Origin of the sequence: Serratia sp. X3 (assembly GCF_014982455.1) — a bacterium.
GTDB lineage: Bacteria > Pseudomonadota > Gammaproteobacteria > Enterobacterales > Enterobacteriaceae > Serratia > Serratia ureilytica.
This window is the reverse complement of the sequence record NZ_JADCNB010000007.1, coordinates 25,792-48,408: the sequence shown is the minus strand read 5'-3', so window position 1 is coordinate 48,408 and position 22,617 is coordinate 25,792. Positions and strand designations below refer to the sequence as shown.

Sequence of the window (22,617 nt, the reverse complement as noted above, 5' to 3'; positions counted from 1 at the left end):
CCCCGATATTGTTTTTCTTTATTGGTTAACTAATAACTATGTTTTTTATGTATTAATTATTAAAGCATAACTACCAAGATAAAAGGGTGAATTAACTTTGTAAACTCTGCTTGTTTGTTTTTGTCGATATTGAGCGTGTTATTTTTATATTGAATTTATTTGTTTTTATTATTCGGTTTTTTAATTTTAATATTAATTAAATGCGCTCTGGGTAATAAGCTGCAGTAGCTGTGGCATATGCGCATTTTTTCCGCGTTGTGATTTAGATCAAACAGAAATAATTCTCATTATCATTGATTGGCGACATAAAATGTATATACTTCGCTAAGGTATGTAAGTTAACGTAAATGGATGTATTTAAATGTGTGCATGGAAGCCGAGGGTTTGGCCTGTGCTTTTGGCGTTTTGCAGCTCGGCGTGGTGCGCGGAAATCACCAGCCCTGCCGATCGCGACAGCATTACCCAACAGCAGAAAACGTTGCTGGAACAGGCCCAGCAACAGCGTGAGGCGCTGCAGAATAACGTTGAATTACCGGCGTTACCGCTGCCTGTGCCGGCCGCCGCAGGAGCGGTTTGCCAGCCGGTGCGGCAGATTGTTTTTGAGGGCGCCGAGCATCTTTCCTGGTCGGTGAAAGAAAGCCTGGCGCGCCCGTATCAGGGGCGCTGCCTGACGCTGGAGCACATCAACCGTCTGGTGCGCGAAACCACCAATGCTTATTTGCAACGCGGCTATGTCACCTCACAGGCCTGGCTGCAGGAGCAGGATATCTCCCGCGGCGTGTTGACCGTCAGCGCCAGCGAGGGGCGAATCGAGTCCATCACGCAAAACGGTGAGCAGACGCCGGCGTTGAAGATGGCGTTCCCCGGTCTGGTTGGTGGCGTATTGAATCTGCGCGATATCGAGCAGGGCATGGAGCAGCTCAACCGCCTGCCCTCGCAACAGGTGACTATCGATATCCAACCTGGCGAGCAACCCGGCTTTTCCAACGTGGTTTTGCTGCGTGGCGCCACGCGCGCGCCGGTTTCTTTTTCTTTCGGCGCGGATAACAGCGGCCAGAAAAGCACCGGCACCGGACAGATGAACGCCGCCTTCTCGCTGGATAATCCGCTGCGTCTTGCGGATCAATGGTCGCTTTCCGCAGCGCGCAATAACGATTTCAGCCCGCATCATCGCAGCCGCAGCCTGAACGGCAGCGTCACCTTCCCCTATGGCTATTGGCTGTTCAGCTATCAGTACGCCTGGAACGATTTTTTCCAGCAGGTGCCGTTCAACGGTGCCGCTTACCGTTATCAGGGCAACAACCAGACCCAGCGTTTGGGCGCGAACCGCACGTTGCTGCGGGATGGCAAACGTAAGCTGGCCATCGATATCGGGCTGGCGCGGCGCACCACGGAAAATAAGCTGGCGGGGGAACGGTTGAGCGTCAGCAGCCCGACGCTCAGCATCGCCAGCCTGGGCCTCAATTACAGTGCGGTCGCGGGCGGCGGCTATATGACGCTGAACCCAACGATAAGCCGTGGGCTGCGCATGCTGGGCGCCACCGCCGACGATCCGCAGCGAAACGGGGCGCCGCGCAGCGAGTTCCGTAAGCTTGGCCTCAGCGCCAGTTATTTCTATCCGCTCGCCCCCTCTCTTTACTACCTGACCTCGGCCTACGGGCAAACCAGCGCAGACAACCTGTATGCCGGCGAGCGCATTTCCATCGGCGGGCAATACTCGGTGCGCGGCTTTAAAGAGCAGTACCTGACCGGTAATCGCGGCGCCTACTGGCGTAATGAACTCAACTGGCAATGGCAGACCTTGCCGGGACTGGGGGAGCTCTCTTTGACCGGCGCGTTAGACGCCGGCTGGCTGCAGGGGCGCGCCGGGCAGATAGACGGCGGCAGCGTCGTCGGTGCGGCGCTGGGCGCCACGCTAAGCGGCCGTTGGTTTAATCAGGCGGTCACCGTCGGTAAACCGCTGACGCACCCAGACAGCCTGCAACCGGATCGTTGGGTGGCCTACTGGCAAGCCACCATCACGTTATAACGCCAGCACACAGCAGGAACGCCCTCGGCGTTCAAAACAACATCCTTTCGAAGGAATGAATATGGATAAGCTCAACCCTCCGTTGGCGCGGGGCGCCAGCTATTTGCTGATCTACCTGACGGCTTTCCAGCCGTTGCACCCGGCGTTCGCCGCCGGTATCACCGCCGCCAACGGCAATACGCAGGTGGTTATCAAGCCGGGCGACGTACCGGTGGTGAATATCGCCACGCCGAACGGTGCGGGCATCTCGCACAACACCTATAAAGATTTCAACGTTGGGCCACAGGGCGCCGTGTTGAATAACGCCACGCACGGCGGCAAAACGCAGCTGGGCGTGGAGATCTACAACGCGCAGGGCAACACCTACCTGAAGGGAAAACCGGCGGAGTTGATCATTAATGAGGTGATCGGCGGCAGTCGTTCCGAGCTGCAGGGCAAGCTCGAGGTATTCGGCAACAAGGCCAACGTGATGATCGCCAACCCGAATGGCATCACCTGCGACGGCTGCGGCTTTATCAATGCCCCGGGCGTGACGTTGACCACCGGCAAACCGCAGTTCGACAAGCAGGGTGCTCTGGAAGCGCTGGAGGTGAAAAAAGGCGGTGTCACCATCGGCGGTAAAGGGTTGGACGGCAGCGGCGCAGACTACGTCGATATCATCAGCCGCGCCACCGAGCTGAACGGCAAAATCAATGCGCAAAATCTGTCGCTGACCCAGGGCGCCAACCGCATCAGCTTCAAGGACGGCAGCATCAAACCGATCGCCGGTGAAGGCGCTAAGCCTCAACTGGCCGTGGATACCAAGGCGCTGGGCGGCATGTACGCCAACAAAATCCGCCTGGTGGCCAATGAGGATGGGGTGGGGGTGAACCTGAAAGACCTCACCAGCAAACAGCGGGATATTACGCTGAGCGTTAACGGTAACCTTGTGCTTAACGGCACCACGCACAGCAAGGGGGACTTCAATGTCAGCGCTAAGGGATTGCACATTACGCCGGGCGCTATCGTACAGGCGGACGGCAACGCCACGTTGGCGACAACGACGCTGGTGAATGACGGGCAAACCAGCACCAGCGGCGATATGCGCATATTCGGCGACCACATCCGTAATGCGGGGGAAAACGCCAAGCTGCACGCCAATAAAAATATGTGGATCCAAAAGGATGCGCAGGGCAACAAGGCTAAATCCGTCGAGAACCGTTCGGCGAAAATCCTGACCAACAGCGGCGACTTGGTGATACGCACGGAGAGTTTGAACAATGTTCGCCAGCAGTTCGCCATTTCCTCCACCAATACGCCGAAGGACAACAAGGATATCGATCGTTGGTTGGCTGATGGTGTGTACGAGGGGCAATTCGATTACCAATTTTTTGATTATTTGGCGGACTTTGAAGATAAAAATTTCACCTGGTTGGGACATGTTGATTTCAAAAAAACGCCTTGGGTCAACAGTGAGCGCGTGCGTTTTACCGTAGTGGCCGACAGCCGTCCCGCAGAAATCATTTCAGGGAAGAATGCCTACATTAATGCGTCGGAATTTTGGAACCACGTCAGCACAATAAAAGCGACTAACGACCTGATTTTAAACGGCAATAATCTGGGCGTGCGCAGTGAAATGACGGGAGACATGAACGACTATGCACTGTTCGAACCGAAGGTGCCGAATCCTAAAGTTGTTTTGGGACATAAATGGCAGGATCAGAAATCGTCGATCCCGGAATATGTCATTTATGTCAAAAAAGGTGGGCAAAAGAGCTGGTCGGCTTCTGGCTATCCTTCCTCAGCCATGTTGGCCGGCGGCAGTTTGGTCGCGGATTTTAAAAACCAGATAGAAATTAAAACTTCGACGCCGGCGGGAAATCAGCTTAGTGAAGTGGTGGCTTCGGGGCGGCCTGACTCGCTGGCAGCTCACAATATTGTGCTGCATGCGGGACGCGTCATCAGTACCGATAAAATAAACGCGCGTAACGACCTGACTGTGGTTGCCGACGATCTGTTTTACACCGACGCAGCTGAGCTGACTGCGGGCAAGAATCTGAACGTTGCAGCAGTGAATGAGTTGGATGCCCGTCAAAGCTATCTGAAAGGACATAATGTCACTTTGACCAGCCGCAACGGCAACGTCAAAGTGCACACTGTACCTAGCCCGCGCTATTTCGGCGTCGATGGTGCCCGCTGGCTGAGCCAATTGAATGCTGCCGGGGACTTAACCTTAAATGCCGGGCAAGGCATTTATCTACGTAACACGCACTTCGCGCCGCAAAGCCAAAATATTGCCATGACGGCGAACGGCACTGTTTCGATTGTCAGAAATGATGAGGCGTTGAATAACGATCGTTTAGCGCAGAATTTATCTCCTGAACAACGACAAACGCAGTTCAACCAACTGCTGAATGCCGGACAGTTGAACGCCAGTGGTTCAGTGCTGCTCAACAGCGGCGGTTATCTGGCGCTGCGCGGGACGCACATTAAAGCAGGCAAAGATGTCACGCTGTTGGCCGGCCATAATGCCGATCTGAACTATCGCGAATTGGGGGGACAATTTAGTCGCCTGTTTCCCTCTTCTCGCACGCCAGAACTGGGCAGCCGGGTACACGCCGGCGGCAACCTGCTGATTAATTCGGCCCGCGACATCGGCACCCAGGGCGGCGCGCTCTCCGCCAACGGTAATATCACGCTGCTGGCCGGGCAGAATCTATGGTTATCGAATGTCGCCTATTCCGCCATTGATGCTGCCAACGACAACAACAAAGACGATCGCCATGTGGTCACTACCCTCAGCGCCGGGAAAAACCTGACCGCGGCGGCGAACAATCAACTGCTGACTTACGGTGCCAGGTTGACTTCCGGCGCTAACATGACGCTAACCTCCGGCGGCGATATGCGCTTCGAGGCGGTGCAAAACCACACTTACCGAGAAGGTGGCAACGAATTTACCGAAACTCGCACCCAGCAAGGGACCGAGCTGAATGCCGGTGGCCTGATGACGGTGATTTCCGGCGGCAGCATTCTGTTCCAGGCGACCAAACTGGTAGTGAAAGGGTTGGGGGCAAACTGGAAACCGCCGGTAGCGGTGACTGATTGGGGCAGCCGCATCGCCGTTGCCGAGCAGCAACTTCAAAATGCGCAGCAGCGCATTAATCAGGCGCAGCAGGATAAGAGTCGCGCTGAACAAGCGAAGCACGGTAAAAGCAATGAGTTAACTACGCTGCAGCGTGACATTAACTCGCTAAAACAAAGACAAGCGGAGGTAATCAAGAAATCTCAAGAGTTTACAGCCAAGCACGGCAAGCTAATGGAAATAAACGACTGGGGTTTATGGCAACAAAGTGCTGCCATCGCAGCCGAAGGTATCGGCATTACCCATGATTTATTGGAAAAGGAGAAGCGAGCGAATGCGCTCCCCAATGAAATCAATGCCGAACAATCCGCCCTCAATGATGCACAACAGCGCCTCTCTCAGGCCACCCAAGACCGCGATGGCGCACAATCACGTCTGGCAACCGCCCGCAATGAGGCGATAAGTAAAGGGGCGGATGAGGCTAAGCAAAAAGCTCAGGTCGACGCTCACAACCAGGCTGAAGCCATGCGCGCCGGCAATATGGATATCGCCGCCAAGGGGGGCTATCTCTACGCCCAGGCGATGGAGGAGTCCAGCCATTACGAAAAAAAGGAAACCAAGCGCAAATGGTGGGGCAAGAAAACCGAGGTTAAGCAGACCCGCCACGACGTGACCAACAAGGTTACCGAGTTTACCGCCGCCGGCAATATCACGCTGATGAGCCGCGACGACAGCACCTATGAAGCCAGCAAAATCGCCGCCGGGCAAAACGCGCGCCTGACCAGCTCCCGTGGTCAGGTTAACTTCCGCGCGGTGAAAAACACCTCTTTCGAACAGACCGTCAGCAATTCGAAAGGCTTCTTTATCAAGCAGGCCAATAAAGGCTACGAAGACAATAAGTGGGTGTTGCCGAGCATTCATACCGGTGGCGCCCTGACCGTGGAAGCCGCCAAGGGCGTCAGCGCCGATGTGAAGGTGAAAAACGGCCAGGCGCTGCAAAGCGCCATCGACGCGCTGGGCAATACGCCGGGTACCACCTGGGTCAAAGATCTGAACAAGCGCAACGACGTGCAGTGGAGCAAGGTCAAAGACGCCTACGACAGCTGGGATTACAAGAGCCAGCACTTGAACCCGGCGGTGGCGGCGGTGATCGCCATCGCAGCCGCGGCGGTGACCGCAGGCAGTTCACTGGCGGCTACGGCAGCCTCCAGCGTTTCCGGCGCCGTGGGCGGTGGGGCGGTAACCAGCGGCGCAGTCACCGCCGGGATGTCTTCGCTGGCCTCTCAGGCGGCGGTGGCGCTGGTGGAGAACCAGGGCAACCTGTCGAAAACCCTGCAGGCGCTGGGCAGCAATGAAAACGTCAAGGCGACCGCCACGGCGATGGCGGTAGGCGGTGCGCTCAACGGCTTCGACAGCGCGATGGGCTGGAGCAAGGACGCGGCGGGCAAACCGCTCAATCCAAATAACGTCAAACTGCCGCAGCTGAGCAACGGCGACTGGAGCAAGGTGGCGCAGCGGGTGGCCGGGCAATCGGTCATCAGCTCCAGCCTGAATACCGCCATCAATGGCGGCAGCTTCAAGGACAACCTGACCAATGCGCTGCTGGCGAACATCGGTAGCCAGGTTCAGGCCGAGGGCGCCAATCTGATCGGGGATAACGGTCAGGTTCTCGATATACCGGGCCGGGCCGTAAGCCATGCCGTTCTGGCGGGCGTGGCCGCAGAAATCGGCAAGGGCAATGCCAAAGGCGCGGCGGCAGGGGCGCTGGCGGCGGAGCTGGCCGGGGTGATCATCAATGATAATTTGGTCAGAAGTGAAGGTTGGCAGGAGCGTCAGGCTCAAATCAGCCGCGTAGCGGGCGCCTTTGCAGGGGCCATCGTAACCGCCAAAGCCGCAGGCGCCACCAGCGGTGCAAATGCGGGGGAATTTGTCGAACGCTTCAATCGACAGCTGCACCAGGAAGAACTCAACGCGATTAAAGCGTTGGCTAAGGGCGACAAGGAAAAAGAAGCGCGTCTGATGGCGGCTTCATGCCGAAAAGTAGCTTGCACCACGCAAGAGGCGTTGAACTCAGACGAACGCAAGCAGTTTGAAGCCCTGATGAATAAGTACCCGTCAACGCGGGATGAAGACGGCCTCATTGCCAACTACTGGGTACAAAAAGAGCGCCAGCGCTTCGGCAACTATCCGGCGTTTGCCGGTTATGACAGCGAAAAGTTATTCACGTATGATTTGGGCGACCAGATAACCGACGGCCAGCTGTTTGCACGCAACCAGCAGATAGAACAAATCAGCAAGTTGACCGGTTGGTCGCCGGACTGGGTGAATGCCTCGGTGATGGCGGTCTCTATTGCCAGCACATTTGCCGGTATGGGCAAAGCGAGCGTCGGCAACCAGTACCTGTCATCCAAACTGGTAGGGCCAACCAGCGCCTGGAAAGGGTATCTGGTCAATGAGAAGACGGTTCAGCAGACTGCGGCATTCAAAAACCAGGTTACAGAACTGAGGGCTGGTCTACCATCAGACTGGAAACGTGGTGGCAACGTTGCCGTGGCCAATATTGATATATCTGGAATGCCAAAAACACTTGCGGGTCACAATCTCATAAATGTTGAAGGGAAAGGTTTTGTTGGAAAGGGAAAAGAAAATTTCAAATATGAGACTTTGCTTACTGATGATGGTAGACCAGTACCAAGACGTATAGACTCTGAATATAAAATATTGGATAACTTAGCTGATAAATTAGGAAGTAATTATTCTGCTAAAGGTTCTGTTACTATTTTTACCGAAAAACCTGCCTGCGACAGTTGCTTGGGCGTTGTTAAACAATTCGAGAGTAGGTACCCTGGGGTGAAAATTGACGTTTTGGACAATAACGGAGTGCGTTTGATTCCGGGAAGAGGTAAATAACAATGAGTGTGATGAGTTATGATGAGATAAGAAGTAGCTTTGCCCATTCAAGTTACGTTTATTGCAGGGAGATAATTGACCTATTGAAAGATGGGGATAACCATGGGGTTTGTGATACATCTGATCAGGCGTTTGCGTATGAGTCATTAGAAGGTTCGTTTGAAGAACCAATAGAATGCCTCATGCTTGAGCTAGTGACGCTCATCTATATGGCTGGTAGATGTAGTGATCAAACAGTAAAGTTCCACATAGATATCATATTAAAAATTTTATCCGAAAATGATTTATTCGAAATGCTTAAGGATGTAACTGAAGATGACAAAAACGAAATTTTAAACGATCTTCGATTGCTTGGCTTGATCGATAAGCCTGAATAAAAGGATGCTCGTGTAGATTGATGTGTTTTGTCTATCGTCTGGATCCATGACAGCGGCTATGAAGATTGGATCTAACCCGCACACAGAAACGGCTCTTCAGAGCCGTTTTCTCTTGATGTTGTATCCCATATAAACGCCGATAGGACGCGGCGGGCAAACCGCTCAATCCAAACAACGTCAAACTGCCGCAGCTGAGCAACGGTGACTGGAGCAAGGTGGCGCAGCGAGTGGCCGGGCAATCGGTCATCAGCTCTCGCCTGAATACCGCCATCAATGGCGGCAGCTTCAAAGACAACCTGACCAATGCGCTGCTGGCGAACATCGGTAGCCAGGTTCAGGCCGAGGGCGCCAATCTGATTGGGAATAACGGCGAAGTCCTGGGCGCGGCCGGGAAGTCAGTCAGCCATGCGGTTGTGGCGGGCATCGCCGCGGAAATCGGGCGCGGCGACGGTAAAGGGGCTGCTGCCGGGGCGTTGGCGGCGGAGCTAGCCGGGGTGATATTGGGCGACAATATCATCAAGCCAGAGGAGTGGCAGAAGAAATCGGAACAGCAGGCGCAGATGGCACGAGTACTGGGCGCAGCCGCAGGCGCAGTCTTCACCGGCAAGTCTGATGGTGCTTACAGCGGTGCCACCGGTGGTGAGAATGCGTTCCGATATAACTATCTCAGCCACAAACAACAAGAATTGATGGAGAAGGATTTGGCGGCCGCGAAATCGCCGCTTGATAAAGCGGTGGTGTTGGCGAACTGGGGAATAACGAGCCACACCCAGGATGGCGCCTTTGCGGCGGGTGTAGTCTCGGGCATCCCGGTTGAAATCAGCGATACGGTGGATGGTTTAGTCGCCGTGGCCAGCAATCCACGCGAGGCCGCGGATGCATTAATAGCTCTGATAAAGAACGATGAACGCTTCTCGATTATTGGCGAAAGTGTGAAACAGGAATACTTGGGGCGGGTCGAGACATTCAAGACGAAGTATGAACATGCAGGCGTGGATGGCGCTTTTGGTGCAGGTCTGGAATTTGGTAAACTGACGATGGCTGGGCTAGGGCTGTTTGCTGGGGCCGCCGGCGCAGGTAAGCTGGGTGTTAAGATCACAACGAATAGTATCAAGGCATTAGAAAAAACAACGGTAAAAGACCTGACGACGCTGGGACTCACACGAGAGCAGCAGACAATAATAAGAAATGCTGAGGGTATCTCTACCGCGAAAGCTCACCAGGCAACCGCCCCTCGCGATTTGAATGAACAGGTGTTGTGGAATTTGGTGAAGCAAAATCCTGAAAAAGGTATGGAGTTGAAGCTAAATAAAGATCCCAAATTTTCTACTACAGCGGGCTTCCAAAAAATGCAGGCTTTACATGAACTTCCAGATGGCAACAATATTGTTATTCACTACCAGTATAATAAATATACTGGCAAGGCATACGACATGAAATTTGACTCACCAAAACATAATGATTTGCAGCCCGGTCCGTCCATTAAAGGAGGCAAGAAAAAATGAGGATTAAAACTAGAAGAGGAACCATAATTGACGTTTTTGCCTTCTATGTAATAGGTGGCAATAAGTATTTTTATGGTTTACCTCCTCGATACGGTGCACTTATTGCGTATAGAAGCGAAGAAGTTACCGTAGTCGACCCTGAAATATCGTGGAGATCTGTTTTTTTCTCCGACGGCATTTTTCATCATTCCTTGATAGGCGATGAATTACTTGATGGTCTGATAGAGAGAGATGAGGGGAATTATAGAAATTTTGTGGCTATCTTGAAGGCTGAAGGGTCTATTCAACAAGATTTTCCTGAGGATTTAGACTAGCCTAAAAAAACGGCTCTTCGGAGCCGTTTTCTCTTGATGTTGTATTCCATATAAACGCCGATAGGACGCGGCGGGCAAACCGCTCAATCCAAACAACGTCAAACTGCCGCAGCTGAGCAACGGCGACTGGAGCAAGGTGGCGCAGCGGGTGGCCGGGCAATCGGTCATCAGCTCCAGCCTGAATACCGCCATCAATGGCGGCAGCTTCAAGGGCAACCTGACCAATGCGCTGCTGGCGAACATCGGTAGCCAGGTTCAGGCCGAGGGCGCCAATCTGATTGGGGATAACGGTCAGGTTCTCGATATACCGGGCCGGGCCGTAAGCCATGCCGTTCTGGCGGGCGTGGCCGCAGAAATCGGCAAAGGCAATGCCAAGGGTGCGGCGGCAGGGGCGCTGGCGGCGGAGCTGGCCGGGGTGATATTGGGCGACAATATCATCAAGCCGGAGGAGTGGCAGAAGAAATCGGAACAGCAGGCGCAGATGGCACGAGTGCTTGGCGCAGCCGCAGGCGCAGTCTTCACTGGCAAGTCTGATGGTGCTTATAGCGGCGCCACCGGAGGTGAGAATGCGTTCCGGTACAACTATCTCAGCCACAAACAACAAGAATTGATGGAGAAGGATTTGGCGGCCGCGAAATCGCCGCTTGATAAAGCGGTGGTGTTGGCGAACTGGGGAATAACGAGCCATACCCAGGATGGCGCCTTTGCGGCGGGTGTAGTCTCGGGCATCCCGGTTGAAATCAGCGATACGGTGGATGGTTTAGTCGCCGTGGCCAGCAATCCACGCGAGGCAGCGGATGCATTAATAGCTCTGATAAAGAACGATGAACGCTTCTCGATTATTGGCGAAAGTGTGAAACAGGAATACTTGGGGCGGGTCGAGACATTCAAGACGAAGTACGAACATGCCGGCGTGGATGGCGCTTTTGGTGCAGGTCTGGAGTTCGGTAAACTGACGATGGCTGGGCTAGGGTTGTTTGCTGGGGCCGCCGGCGCAGGTAAGCTGGGTGTAAAAATAACTAGTAACACGCTTAAAGCTACTTCTAAAGCTGCCGAGAAAAACACATTAATTGCTCTAGATCGCATGCCAAAAAGTGAGACGAAACTTCCGTGGGACTCTTGGCAAAATTATCCGAAAAAAACAGTTGATGGACGTCAATACGCACGTATAGGTGATCGTCTTTACTCTCAACATGCCGTTGACAGAATGCAACCAACAAGCTTAGGTTCCCCAGCAGGAACCATTGGACCTGGAAAAACCATTTCTCCAAATATAGTTGAACATGTAATTAAAACAGGTGTTACTGAAACAAGCATATCCAATGGTATTCAAAGGACAATTTATCGGGCTGGTGACATTGGTGTGGTTACTGAAAACAATGGTAACATCATAATCACAATCCTTCGTAGGAGTGAAAAATGAGTGAGTGGATTTATCCCGATGTAATGAAAAAACTTAGGTCTTCCTGTGTGGCCTTTTTAGAGGGAAAACTATCTGTGTCTGAAGTTCAATCAGAAATAGATAACGCAGGTAACAGTATTGTAGCGATAGAGGAAAAATGGTTACGACAGTTGCTACTTGATGCGGAAAGTGATATTGAACTTTTGATCTTCACTATTGACAATGAAAAATTGACAGCAGCTGTCAAACCTATCGTACAGAATATTATCAAGGCAATAAGTTAGGATATGGCTTCACTCCTATTTCAGCGACGTGCTATGTATCATAAATAGGCTCATAATAGCGTTTATGGTGGCTGCTGACCCACGTATGGAAACGGCTCTTCGGAGCCGTTTCTGTTTTTTATCGTTCCCGCCCCGAAACCCGCAGCACCAGCCCCACCAACAGCAACGCAGCCCCCGAGGCATAGAGCGGGAACCAGCGCGTCCACCAGAGCGGGGAAAACAGCGGGGTACTATTGGGATCTGCAGGCGCGTAGCCGCTATAGGTATTCAGGCCGGCGGCGATGGCGAGCATCGCCAGGCCGATAAAAAGCAGCAGGTTTGAGACGGTTGTCATGGCATTTTTCCTTTGTAGAGGCAGAGGGTAACTCTTACTATCACTATTAATTATTTTTCGATTAATTATCTTGAGGAATATTATTTACTTTCGTATTCATCAGGCTATTTCCTGACGATAAAATAACATGCCTTAATACTAGCCACTTATTTCCCAATAAAAAACCCGCCAGCGCGGGTTTTCTCTTTTTCTCGCTAGCCGTCACTTCACCAGCGGCTTATCGCCCGGCGTTTTGAACTTCGCCAGATATTGCGGCTGGAAGATGCACATGCGCAGCACGGTGCGGTATTCGCCGTTGACGAAGAACTCGTCGATCAGCTCGCCTTCCACGTTAAAGCCCAGCTTGCTGTAGATGTGGATCGCCTTCGGGTTCTCCTTGTCGACGATCAGGTACAGCTTGTACAGGTTCAGCACCGAGAAGCCGTAGTCCATCGCCAGGCGGGCGGCGGTGCTGGCGTAGCCTTTGCCCTGGTGGGCGGGATCGATGATGATCTGGAATTCTGCGCGGCGGTGGATGTGATCGATCTCCACCAGTTCCACCAGGCCGACCTTGGCGCCTTCGTGCTCGATGATAAAGCGGCGTTCGCTCTGATCGTGGATGTGTTTGTCGTAGAGATCGGAAAGCTCGACAAAGGCTTCGTAGGGTTCTTCAAACCAATAGCGCATAACGCTGGCGTTGTTGTCCATCTGGTGGACGAACGACAGATCGTCCCGTTCCAATGGGCGTAACCTGACGCTGGCAGTGCTGGACATGTGGGCTCCTCTGTGCCGTGAAATTGTGCAAAGTATAACTTCACAGAATGGATGAAGGCGAAAAAAAACGGCGCCGCGTGGGCGCCGTTTAGGCAAGGTTCAGGCTGCGCGCATCAGTCGGCAGCGTGGCCTTGTGCCGGCAGACGTTCGCCGTCCAGCCAGGCGGCGCCATCGCGCATCGCCAGGCGGCCGTCGACGAACCAGCTCACCACCAGCGGATAGATCGTGTGTTCCTGGGTTTGCACCCGTTCAACCACGTCATCCTCTTCATCGTCAGCGAAAATCGGCACCTTGGCCTGTAAAATCACCGGGCCGCCGTCGAGCTGTTCGGTCACGAAGTGCACCGAGGTGCCGTGTTCGCTGTCGCCGTTGTCGATGGCCTGACGATGCGTATGCAGCCCCGGGTATTTCGGCAGCAGGGAAGGGTGGATGTTCAGCATGCGGCCGGCATAACGCTGCACGAACTGCGGGCTGAGGATGCGCATGTAGCCGGCCAGCACCACCAGATCGGGCTGGTACTGGTCGATGGCGTCCGCCAATGCGGCGTCGAACGCCGTGCGATCGGCGTAGGCCTTGGCATCCAGCGCCTGGGCGGCGATGCCCGCCGCTTCGGCGCGCTGCAGGCCGTAAGCCTGCGCCTTGTTGCTGAACACCGCCACGATCTCGGCGGCGATGCGGCCCTGCTGGCAGGCGTCAATCAGCGCCTGGAGATTGCTCCCCTGGCCGGAGACCAACACCACGATCTTTTTCATCAGTTGATGACCACTTGTTGTTCGTCGGAAGAGGCGGTCAGTTTACCGATTTTCCACGCTTTTTCACCTGCCGCGGTCAGCAGCGCGATGGCCGTTTCCACTTCGGCTTCCGGCAGGGCGATGACCATGCCTACGCCGCAGTTGAAGGTGCGGTACATTTCATGACGGCTGACGTTGCCGGCCTGCTGCAGCCAGGTGAACACCGCCGGCCACTGCCAGCTGGCTTCGTCGATCACCGCCTGCATGCCTTCCGGCAGCACGCGTGGAATATTTTCCCAGAAGCCGCCGCCGGTGAGGTGAGCGATGGCGTGTACGTCAGCCTTCTCGATCAGCTCCAGCACGGACTTCACGTAAATCTTGGTCGGCGCCAGCAGGTGGTCGGCCAGCGGTTTGCCTTCCAGCTGAGTGGCGGTCGGATCGGTGTTGCTCACTTCCAGGATTTTGCGCACCAGCGAGTAGCCGTTGGAGTGCGGGCCAGAAGCGCCCAGGGCGATCAGCGCATCGCCGGACTGCACTTTGCTGCCGTCGATGATCTCGGATTTTTCGACCACGCCGACGCAGAAACCGGCCACGTCGTAGTCTTCGCCGTGGTACATGCCCGGCATTTCAGCGGTTTCGCCGCCCACCAGCGCACAGCCGGACTGTTTGCAGCCCTCGGCGATGCCGGTGATCACGCTGGCCGCAGTGTCTACGTCCAGCTTGCCGGTGGCGTAGTAGTCGAGGAAGAACAGCGGCTCGGCGCCCTGAACCACCAGATCGTTGACGCACATCGCCACCAGATCGATGCCGATGGTGTCGTGGCGTTTCAGATCCATCGCCAGACGCAGCTTGGTGCCCACGCCGTCGGTACCGGAAACCAGCACCGGCTCGCGGTATTTCTGCGGCAACGCACACAGGGCGCCAAACCCGCCCAGACCGCCCATCACTTCCGGGCGACGGGTCTGTTTAACTACACCTTTGATGCGATCTACCAATGCGTTGCCTGCATCGATATCGACACCTGCGTCTTTATAGCTGAGAGAGGTTTTGTCGGTCACTGCGCGATTCCCCACGACGATTTGCGGTTTGAAAACTGTGCTTCCGATGTTGATTCCGGAATAAGGCGCGGCAATTCTAACAGCGCAGGCAAACGTTTGCGAGCGGCTTGTGAACCGGCTCCGCTTTTTCGTCATCTATACTGATATTCAAACTTTTGTTGATCCCGATCGGGCTATTGTGGGTGGCGCGGCGAAAAAAAGGAGGTATAATCCCGCGATTTTTTTGGCCGCAACCACCTTAATAGGAGAAAAATGATGAAGATCGTTGAGGTGAAACACCCGCTGGTAAAACACAAGCTTGGCCTGATGCGCGAAAATGACATCAGCACCAAACGCTTCCGTGAGCTGGCCTCAGAAGTGGGTAGTTTACTGACCTATGAAGCGACCGCCGATCTGGAGACGGAAAAAGTCACCATCGAAGGCTGGTGCGGGCCAGTTGAAGTGGATCAGATCAAAGGGAAAAAGATTACCGTCGTGCCAATCCTGCGCGCAGGTCTGGGCATGATGGAAGGGGTGCTGGAGCACGTGCCGAGCGCGCGCATCAGCGTGGTGGGCGTATACCGCGACGAAGAAACCCTGGAGCCGGTGCCGTACTTCCAGAAACTGGTTTCCAACATCGAAGAGCGCATGGCGCTGGTCGTCGACCCGATGCTGGCCACCGGCGGTTCGATGATCGCCACTATCGATCTGCTGAAGAAAGCCGGCTGCCACAGCATCAAGGTGCTGGTTCTGGTCGCGGCGCCGGAAGGCATCGCCGCGCTGGAGAAAGCGCATCCGGACGTTGAGCTGTACACTGCCTCCATCGATCAGTGTCTGAACGACAAGGGCTATATCGTGCCTGGCTTGGGCGATGCGGGCGACAAGATATTTGGTACCAAGTAAACATTTGAGCCGACTTAACGAGTCGGCTTTTTTTTGACTAAAACCTATAAAACCAATAAACCGAGGAAAAGCACACATGACCCGTCGCGCCATCGGCGTCAGCGAGCGCCCGCCGCTGCTCCAGACCATTCCGCTCAGCTTCCAGCACCTGTTCGCCATGTTCGGCGCCACCGTGCTGGTGCCTATCCTGTTCAAGATCAACCCGGCGACCGTACTGTTGTTCAACGGCATCGGCACGCTGCTGTATCTGTTCATCTGTAAAGGCAAGATCCCGGCCTACCTCGGTTCCAGCTTCGCGTTTATCTCGCCGGTGCTGCTGCTGTTGCCGCTCGGTTATGAAGTGGCGTTGGGCGGTTTCATCATGTGCGGCGTGCTGTTCTGCCTGGTGGCGCTGATCGTGAAAAAGGCCGGCACCGGCTGGCTGGACGTGATGTTCCCGCCGGCGGCGATGGGGGCGATCGTCGCCGTTATCGGCCTGGAGTTGGCGGGCGTGGCGGCCAATATGGCGGGGCTGCTGCCGGCGGAAGGCGCCAGCGCCGACTCGACCACCATCACCATTTCGCTGGTGACGCTGGCGGTCACGGTGCTCGGTTCAGTACTGTTCCGCGGCTTCCTGGCGATTATCCCGATCCTGATCGGCGTGCTGGTGGGCTATGCGCTGTCGTTCTTCATGGGCGTGGTGGATTTGACCCCGATCCGCGAGGCGCACTGGTTCGCGCTGCCGACCTTCTACACCCCGCGCTTTGAGTGGTTCGCCATCTTCACCATTCTGCCGGCGGCGCTGGTGGTGATCGCCGAGCACGTCGGCCACCTAGTGGTGACCGCCAACATCGTGAAAAAAGACCTGATCCGCGATCCTGGCCTGCACCGCTCGATGTTCGCCAACGGCATCTCGACGGTATTCTCCGGCTTCTTTGGCTCCACGCCGAACACCACCTACGGCGAGAACATCGGCGTGATGGCCATCACCAAGGTCTACAGCACCTGGGTGATCGGCGGAGCGGCGGTGCTGGCGATCCTGTTGTCCTGCATCGGTAAGCTGGCGGCGGCGATCCAGGCGGTGCCGGTGCCGGTGATGGGCGGCGTTTCGCTGCTGCTGTACGGTGTGATCGGCGCTTCGGGCATTCGCGTGCTGATCGAATCCAAAGTGGATTACAACAAAGCGCAGAACCTGATTTTGACCTCGGTGATCCTGATCATCGGCGTGAGCGGCGCCAAGGTGCACATCGGCGCGGCGGAGCTGAAAGGCATGGCGCTGGCGACCATCGTCGGCATTGGCTTGAGCCTGCTGTTCAAGGTCATCAGCCTGTTCCGCAAGGAAGAAGAGGTGCTTGACGCGCCGGACGAACCGGCGGAGCAGAAGTAACGAAAAGGGCAGCCCAGGGGCTGCCCTTTTGACTTATGGCATTCGCCTTAGCTGCGAATTTTGCGGTACACGAACAGCACCACGATGGCGCCGATAACCGCCACCACGAAGCTGCCGAAGTTGAAGCCGTCAACTTTGCCGTAGCCGAAGAAGGTGCTGATATAGCCGCCGACCACGGCGCCGATGATCCCCAGCACGACGGTCAGAATAAAGCCGCCGCCGTCTTTGCCGGGCATGATCCACTTAGCCAAAATACCGGCGATCAGGCCGAAGATAATCCAGGAAATAATCCCCATTTACTGCTCCTTTCTTTGGTGGCTGAGAATAGCTTACTGCTGGGTGGCCGGCTGAGTATTGCCGTTCACCGCCGCATCGGTCTCTTGTTTCAACTCTTGCGCTTTGTTTTCGGCGCTGTTCTTGATGGCTTCGGTCTTCGCCTTGGCCTGCTCGGTCAGATCGTTGGCGCCGTTGATGGCGTCGTTTTTGATGGCCTTGGCCTGATCCACCAACTGCTGGCTCTGTTTGCCTGCGTCGTCTTTGATCGCGGCGGCTTTGGCCTTGGCGTCGTTGGTGATGGCGTCCGCCTGCTTGGCGGCGTCTTCTTTAATCGCCGAAGCTTTGTCTTTCAGCTGATCCGCCTGAGTGGCGGCCTCTTTTTTGATTTCATCCGCCGTCGCTTTCGCTTTGTCCGTCAGATCGTCCGCTTTTTTCTGGGCGGCGTCTTTCATCTGCTCGGCGCTGTCTTTGGCTTTATCCAGGTTGGCGTCAACCTTGGAGGAGTCATCACAGCCGGCAACCAACAACCCGATAAAGGAGGCCAACAGCACTTTATTCCATACTTTCATCGTCTATATCCTTGCAGAAACCTTGTTGATGGTGATTGCATTTAGCCTACCTATACTAGGTCAGATTTTACTTAAATTACAAATTTAACCTGAGCAGGCATGGAGTTAGGGAATGATATCGGATAATTCTTGCCTCGGCGGGCGCCGCCGCCAATCAAGCGGCGCTTAGGCATTGTTCACTATTGCGGCATAAGATCCTGCCGGTTCAACAGCGCCCGTTTTCTGTGTTAAACTGCCCACGTTTTTCTGCCAGTTTTGGTTGAGGTGCTTCTCTGAATACGCCGGCACAGCTTTCACTGCCACTTTATCTTCCCGATGATGAAACTTTCGCCAGTTTTTATCCGGGCGAGAACCCATCCCTATTAGCCGCGATCCAATCCGCCGTCCGTCAGGAACATGGCAGCTATATCTATTTCTGGTCGCGTGAAGGCGGCGGGCGCAGCCATCTGCTGCATGCGGCCTGCGCCGAGCTTTCGCAGAAAGGTGAAGCGGTGGGCTATGTGCCGCTCGACAAGCGCGCCTACTTCGTGCCTGAAGTGTTGGACGGCATGGAGCAGCTGGCGCTGGTCTGCATCGACAATATCGAATGCATCGCCGGCGACGAAGAGTGGGAGATGGCGATCTTCAACCTCTACAACCGCATCCTGGAAACCGGCCGCACCCGTTTGTTCATCACCGGGGATCGTCCGCCGCGTCAGCTGAACCTGCGTTTACCGGATCTGGCTTCGCGCCTGGACTGGGGGCAGATCTACAAGTTGCAGCCGCTGTCGGACGAAGAGAAATTGCTGGCGCTGCAGCTGCGCGGCAAACTGCGCGGCTTCGAGCTGCCGGAAGACGTGGGCCGCTTCCTGTTGAAACGGCTGGATCGCGAGATGCGCACGCTGTTTATGACCCTCGATCAACTCGATCGCGCCTCGATCACCGCCCAACGCAAGCTCACCATCCCGTTCGTTAAAGAGATCCTGGGGCTGTAACGGGCTAATCTGCCTATTTTTCCGCGTGTTCCAGCAGGGAGCAGTAGTGCTCAACCTGCTGGCGTTGCCGATCGCTTCGCAGTTGCAAAGCGAGATTGATATGTTCCAGACACTGCGCATTGTCTGCAAGCCGTGGGTCGATTTTCCCCTGCTGTGCCAACCAGGCCGCCACGTCAGCCCAGCGCCACAGCGGTGAGGCGCCGCCGAGCCGTTGAATGGGGGAAGGGAAGCCGCCGGGGCCGCGAGTCCCGTCTTTTAGCATGGCGATTGCCTGACGCGACAGTTCAGTGAGCTCGGCAATATCGCTTAATCCCACCAGACTGGAGTCCACCGATATCACCTTGGCGCCAATATTTGCGGATTCAATATCGCTGATGGCGCTGCAAATCGCGTGCGCAAAGTTATCGCTTTCTCGATCAAACTCGAGATAGACGGCTTTACCGTAGAAACAGATCAGCGCGTCATCGCATCCCGCTGCATACAATGCATCCTCCAGCCCGGTGGTATCGGCGGTGACCCCATCCAGCGTCAATGAGAAATGATAGAGCGTCATGGTGATTCTCCGGTTATTTTTTCTGCGACAGCGCCAGGCAGTGATCGACTTTGCGCCGAATCTGTTTGGCATGTACCTCTGGGTTTTTTGGCGTGCTCCAGATGCTCATCATATGTTCTTGATGCCCGGCAAAGGCGCAATGTAGTCGGCCAAATGCGTGCCCCTTGCTGGGCCGAAAATGCCAACCCTGAGAAAGGGCGTAAGCTAATGCCGCCTGAATGTGCTTGTCTGGGTGTTTTTTCATCGCTCGTCCAGTGATGCGATCAGGGTAGGTGGGGTGTTGACGATTGTCAACGGCTGTTTCACCGAGAGATTTGGCGTTTGCGCAGCATAGCAGCGGAAGAAGACTGTGATGATGAAAAGTATTTATATAACAACTAATTAAAAATAGCCCTGTTCAGGGCTATTGGTATTTTGCGATTCAATAAGAGATTTGCCGGACGATTACAAAATCTCCAGCACCTGCTCCGGCGGCCGGCCGATGCGCGCCTTGCTGCCTTTCACCACGATCGGGCGTTCGATCAGTTTCGGGTTCGCCGTCATCGCCGCCAGCAGCTGCTCTTCGCTCAGGCTTTCGTCCGCCAGCTTCAATTCCTTGTACAGATCTTCTTTTTTGCGCATCAGCTCGCGCGCGGATGTGAAGCCCAGCTCCTTCAACAGCTTTTTCAGCTCATCGACCGTAGGGGGCGTTTCGAGGTACAGCACCACCTTGGGATCGACGCCGTGCTGTTCCAGCAGCGCCAGGGTTTCACGGCTCTTGGAGCAGCGCGGGTTGTGGTAAATCGTGACGTTTTTCATGGCGTTCATTCCTTGTTGAATCAGCTGCGCTGGTATTGGCGGAAGCGCTGTTGCAGTTGGCGCAGCTGGTCGATGCGCGCATCGTAGCGCGCCTGTTTCAGGCTGCCGAGTTTTTGCAGCGAGCTGGCATTGCTGAGCAGGCCGATAGCCTGATCGAGCCGGCCGTTCAGCGCCAGGCTTTCGGCGCGGGCCGACAGCTCTTCATCGCGCAGCCCCTGAGCGGCGCTGGCCTGCGCCAGCAGATCCCAGCCGTTCGGATCGTCCGGATGGGCAAAGGTGTAGCGGTTCAGGATCTTCGACGCCTGCGCCGGCTGGTTGCCTTCGACATAGGCATTGGCCAGGTTGAGTTGCAGCACTGGGTTGTTGTTCTGGGCGGCGTTGGCCGCCTGCAGGCGGGCGATGGCCTGCGGCGCGCGTTTCTGGCCGAGATCGATATCGGTCATCAGGTCAATCAGCCAGACGTTTTTCGCATCCTGCGCCAGCATCGGTTGAATGATATTGCGCGCGTCGTCGTATTTTTTCGCTTCATAGAACAGGATGGCGCGGCCGTATTTGGCGGCCGCCTGTTCGCGTACGTTCCCCTTGCTGAGCGAGCCGAGCAGCTCTTCATTCAGGCCATAGCCTTCCGAGCTGTACATGCCCAGTGCGCGCACCTTGGCCATCAGGTAATCCTGCGAAGACTGCACGATGTGTTTCTGCATCTGGTTGGCGCGGTTGCGCGCGTCGGAGAGACGGCTGTCCGGCAGCGGGTGCGTCAGCAGCATTTCCGGCGGCTTGGAGGCGTAACGCGACTGATCCGAGAGTTTCTGCAGGAAGTCGGGCATCGCTTCCGGATCGAAACCGGCGCGCTGCAGCACCTGAATGCCGATGCGATCGGCTTCCTGTTCGTTCGATTGGGTAAAGCTGATCATGCCCTGCTGGGTACCGGCCATGGTGCCGCTCAGCGCCGCCATGCCCATGGTCGGGTTGGCCATCGCCAGCAGGATGGAACCAAGCGCGCCCACCCAGGTCAACGGGGCGTTGCGTTGCTGATCTTCCATTGCGCGCGCCAGGTGGCGCTGGGTGACGTGCGAGATTTCGTGCGCCAGCACCGAGGCCAGCTGGCTTTCGTTGTCGCTGACGCGGAACAGGGCGGAATGCAGCACCACGTTGCCGCCGAAGAAGGCGAAGGCGTTGATTTCGTCGTTGCGCACCAGATAGAAATGGAACGGCGTGCGCACCGAATAGGCGCTGGCCACCAGCCGGTTGCCCAGTTGGTTGATGTATTGACTCAGCAGCGGATCGTTGATCAGCGGGGCGCTGGCGCGCAGTTGGCGCACGTAGAAGTCGCCCATCGCCAGCTCTTGTCCGATGCTCAGGGTGCCGCCGGCGGAGGTGCCCATATCCGGCAACTGGTCCTGGCTTTCCGCCTGTGCTGGCGCCAGGGCGGTGGCGTTCAACGTGCCGAGCAACAGCACCGCTAATGCGGTTTTGGTCAACCGGTTGGTCATAGTCAGGCGTTTCCCTTAAATAATCATTTCTAAGACGTCAGCAGCAGACAAGAGTTCTTTATTCCCACGGCGCGATCCGCGTGAAAGTGCGGCGGATCACAAACCGCCGCGACGGCAATCATCACATCATAGTCAGCGGCAGGCGACAAGGAAACGTTAGCCGGGGGCGAATCGGGCAAAAAAGTTTTATTTTTCATTTCGTAGGGCGTTTTCTCCGTCTGGAGCGAGACGGAACTTCAATAAAACACGGATAAAGTTAGTCTGTGTTTTATTGACAAGATAAACGCAGACTCATATAGTCTGCGTTATTGAAGGTTTACTGACGGTCAAAAACGGACATATGGCGTACATCACAACCAGCGTTGAATATGGCATCCACTGCCTGCTGTGGCTGGTCGGCGATAACCAGCGCGCGCTCAGCAGCCGCGAACTCGCCGAACTGCAAGGGATCTCCCCCAGCTTTCTGGCCAAGATTTTCCCTAAGCTGGAAAAGGCGGGCATCGTCGCCGCCAGTGAAGGGGTGCGCGGCGGTTACCGGCTGGCCCGTCCGGCGAAAGAGATCAGCTTTCTGGAGATTATCGACGCCATCGAGGGGCACAAGCCGCTGTTCGATTGCCAGGAGGTGCGCGGGCGCTGTGCGGTGTTCGATGATTCCCCGCCGGAATGGGCGGTCTCCGGCAAATGCGCTATCCATGCGGTGATGCTGCAGGCGGAGAAGGCGATGCGCGATGCGCTGGCGGCGCAGACCCTCGGCGACGTCGCTGCCCGTTTTGGCCGCAAGGCGCCACAGGGCTTCTTCGGCGAGGTCAATATCTGGCTCGACGAGCGCATGACGGAACGCACCGCGCGCAGCGGCAAAACGGCTCGCGCCAAGACCTAGATTCCGCCTTTCCTTAAAACAAAACACATTTTTTCCCGCCTCTTCGGAAGGGGCGGGCGGTCCTTCTGCAC

19 protein-coding genes and 2 pseudogenes are annotated in these 22,617 nt (G+C 55.6%); 11 read left to right on the top strand and 10 right to left on the bottom strand.

Translation table 11 applies throughout. The features are described 5' to 3' along the window. Positions 1 to 361 precede the first annotated feature (361 nt). The 7 genes and pseudogenes from IMX17_RS21015 to IMX17_RS20980 all read left to right on the top strand — a co-directional run bounded on the left by IMX17_RS21015 (position 362) and on the right by IMX17_RS20980 (position 11,882). Complete coding sequence (locus tag IMX17_RS21015; RefSeq protein WP_193550186.1) at positions 362 to 2,029, top strand: ShlB/FhaC/HecB family hemolysin secretion/activation protein; 1,668 nt, start codon at positions 362 to 364, stop codon at positions 2,027 to 2,029. 61 nt (positions 2,030 to 2,090) lie between these two features. Beyond that, complete coding sequence (locus tag IMX17_RS21010) at positions 2,091 to 8,000, top strand: DUF637 domain-containing protein (RefSeq protein WP_193550185.1); 5,910 nt, start codon at positions 2,091 to 2,093, stop codon at positions 7,998 to 8,000. 11 nt (positions 8,001 to 8,011) lie between these two features. Beyond that, positions 8,012 to 8,377: an Imm2 family immunity protein gene (gene imm2, locus IMX17_RS21005; protein WP_193550184.1), complete on the top strand. Its 366-nt coding sequence runs from the start codon at positions 8,012 to 8,014 to the stop codon at positions 8,375 to 8,377. Between the two features lie 143 nt (positions 8,378 to 8,520). Next, positions 8,521 to 9,882, top strand: a pseudogene (locus IMX17_RS25490) (DUF637 domain-containing protein); the annotation flags it as partial. Next, positions 9,879 to 10,196 carry a hypothetical protein gene (locus IMX17_RS20995; RefSeq protein ID WP_046899185.1) on the top strand — a complete coding sequence of 106 codons (318 nt, stop codon included), beginning with the start codon at positions 9,879 to 9,881 and terminating at the stop codon, positions 10,194 to 10,196. The pseudogene IMX17_RS25490 and the gene IMX17_RS20995, both read left to right, overlap by 4 nt. A gap of 64 nt (positions 10,197 to 10,260) precedes the next feature. Next, positions 10,261 to 10,618 (top strand): annotated as a pseudogene (locus tag IMX17_RS25485) (DUF637 domain-containing protein); the annotation flags it as partial. A gap of 997 nt (positions 10,619 to 11,615) precedes the next feature. Beyond that, positions 11,616 to 11,882 (top strand): hypothetical protein, encoded by a 267-nt coding sequence (locus IMX17_RS20980; protein WP_227414660.1) that lies wholly within the window; start codon positions 11,616 to 11,618, stop codon positions 11,880 to 11,882. A gap of 118 nt (positions 11,883 to 12,000) precedes the next feature. Here the strand turns inward: IMX17_RS20980 and IMX17_RS20975 are convergent, their stop codons facing one another. The 4 genes from IMX17_RS20975 to purM all read right to left on the bottom strand — a co-directional run bounded on the left by IMX17_RS20975 (position 12,001) and on the right by purM (position 14,758). Next, positions 12,001 to 12,216 (bottom strand): hypothetical protein, encoded by a 216-nt coding sequence (locus IMX17_RS20975; RefSeq protein WP_193550183.1) that lies wholly within the window; start codon positions 12,214 to 12,216, stop codon positions 12,001 to 12,003. Positions 12,217 to 12,417: 201 nt separating this feature from the next. Beyond that, positions 12,418 to 12,969 (bottom strand): spermidine N1-acetyltransferase, encoded by a 552-nt coding sequence (speG, locus tag IMX17_RS20970; protein WP_033644040.1) that lies wholly within the window; start codon positions 12,967 to 12,969, stop codon positions 12,418 to 12,420. Between the two features lie 113 nt (positions 12,970 to 13,082). Further along, complete coding sequence (gene purN / locus IMX17_RS20965; RefSeq protein WP_033644022.1) at positions 13,083 to 13,721, bottom strand: phosphoribosylglycinamide formyltransferase; 639 nt, start codon at positions 13,719 to 13,721, stop codon at positions 13,083 to 13,085. Next, positions 13,721 to 14,758, bottom strand: a complete 1,038-nt coding sequence (gene purM, locus IMX17_RS20960) for a phosphoribosylformylglycinamidine cyclo-ligase (RefSeq protein WP_033632401.1) — start codon at positions 14,756 to 14,758, stop codon at positions 13,721 to 13,723. Before purM ends, purN begins: the two co-directional genes overlap by 1 nt. Positions 14,759 to 15,013: 255 nt before the next feature. Between purM and upp the strand changes: the two genes are divergently transcribed. Then, a complete protein-coding gene (gene upp, locus IMX17_RS20955) occupies positions 15,014 to 15,640 on the top strand; it encodes a uracil phosphoribosyltransferase (RefSeq protein ID WP_004941642.1) in 627 nt (208 codons plus the stop codon). 76 nt (positions 15,641 to 15,716) lie between these two features. Continuing rightward, positions 15,717 to 17,006: a uracil permease gene (gene uraA, locus IMX17_RS20950; RefSeq protein ID WP_004941645.1), complete on the top strand. Its 1,290-nt coding sequence runs from the start codon at positions 15,717 to 15,719 to the stop codon at positions 17,004 to 17,006. Between the two features lie 47 nt (positions 17,007 to 17,053). Here uraA and IMX17_RS20945 read toward each other — a convergent pair whose 3' ends face one another. After that, positions 17,054 to 17,302 (bottom strand): GlsB/YeaQ/YmgE family stress response membrane protein, encoded by a 249-nt coding sequence (locus IMX17_RS20945; protein WP_016926728.1) that lies wholly within the window; start codon positions 17,300 to 17,302, stop codon positions 17,054 to 17,056. A gap of 33 nt (positions 17,303 to 17,335) precedes the next feature. Then, positions 17,336 to 17,851: a hypothetical protein gene (locus IMX17_RS20940; protein WP_016926729.1), complete on the bottom strand. Its 516-nt coding sequence runs from the start codon at positions 17,849 to 17,851 to the stop codon at positions 17,336 to 17,338. Between the two features lie 272 nt (positions 17,852 to 18,123). Between IMX17_RS20940 and hda the strand changes: the two genes are divergently transcribed. Continuing rightward, positions 18,124 to 18,825 carry a DnaA inactivator Hda gene (hda, locus tag IMX17_RS20935; protein WP_025159568.1) on the top strand — a complete coding sequence of 234 codons (702 nt, stop codon included), beginning with the start codon at positions 18,124 to 18,126 and terminating at the stop codon, positions 18,823 to 18,825. A 13-nt stretch (positions 18,826 to 18,838) separates the two neighbouring features. On the opposite strand, the gene IMX17_RS20930 is transcribed toward hda, so the two are convergent. From IMX17_RS20930 to IMX17_RS20915, 4 genes are all read right to left on the bottom strand, one after another. Further along, positions 18,839 to 19,378 carry an AlpA family transcriptional regulator gene (locus tag IMX17_RS20930; protein ID WP_046897409.1) on the bottom strand — a complete coding sequence of 180 codons (540 nt, stop codon included), beginning with the start codon at positions 19,376 to 19,378 and terminating at the stop codon, positions 18,839 to 18,841. Between the two features lie 13 nt (positions 19,379 to 19,391). Further along, positions 19,392 to 19,622: a hypothetical protein gene (locus IMX17_RS20925; RefSeq protein ID WP_033644019.1), complete on the bottom strand. Its 231-nt coding sequence runs from the start codon at positions 19,620 to 19,622 to the stop codon at positions 19,392 to 19,394. 200 nt (positions 19,623 to 19,822) lie between these two features. After that, on the bottom strand, positions 19,823 to 20,176 hold the full coding sequence (arsC, locus tag IMX17_RS20920; protein ID WP_033644018.1) for an arsenate reductase (glutaredoxin): 354 nt from the start codon (positions 20,174 to 20,176) through the stop codon (positions 19,823 to 19,825). Between the two features lie 20 nt (positions 20,177 to 20,196). Further along, entirely contained in the window at positions 20,197 to 21,666 is a 1,470-nt protein-coding gene (locus tag IMX17_RS20915; RefSeq protein ID WP_033651532.1) for a M48 family metallopeptidase, read from the bottom strand. 340 nt (positions 21,667 to 22,006) lie between these two features. Between IMX17_RS20915 and IMX17_RS20910 the strand changes: the two genes are divergently transcribed. Further along, entirely contained in the window at positions 22,007 to 22,546 is a 540-nt protein-coding gene (locus tag IMX17_RS20910) for an Rrf2 family transcriptional regulator (protein WP_033644016.1), read from the top strand. Positions 22,547 to 22,617: the final 71 nt, after the last annotated feature.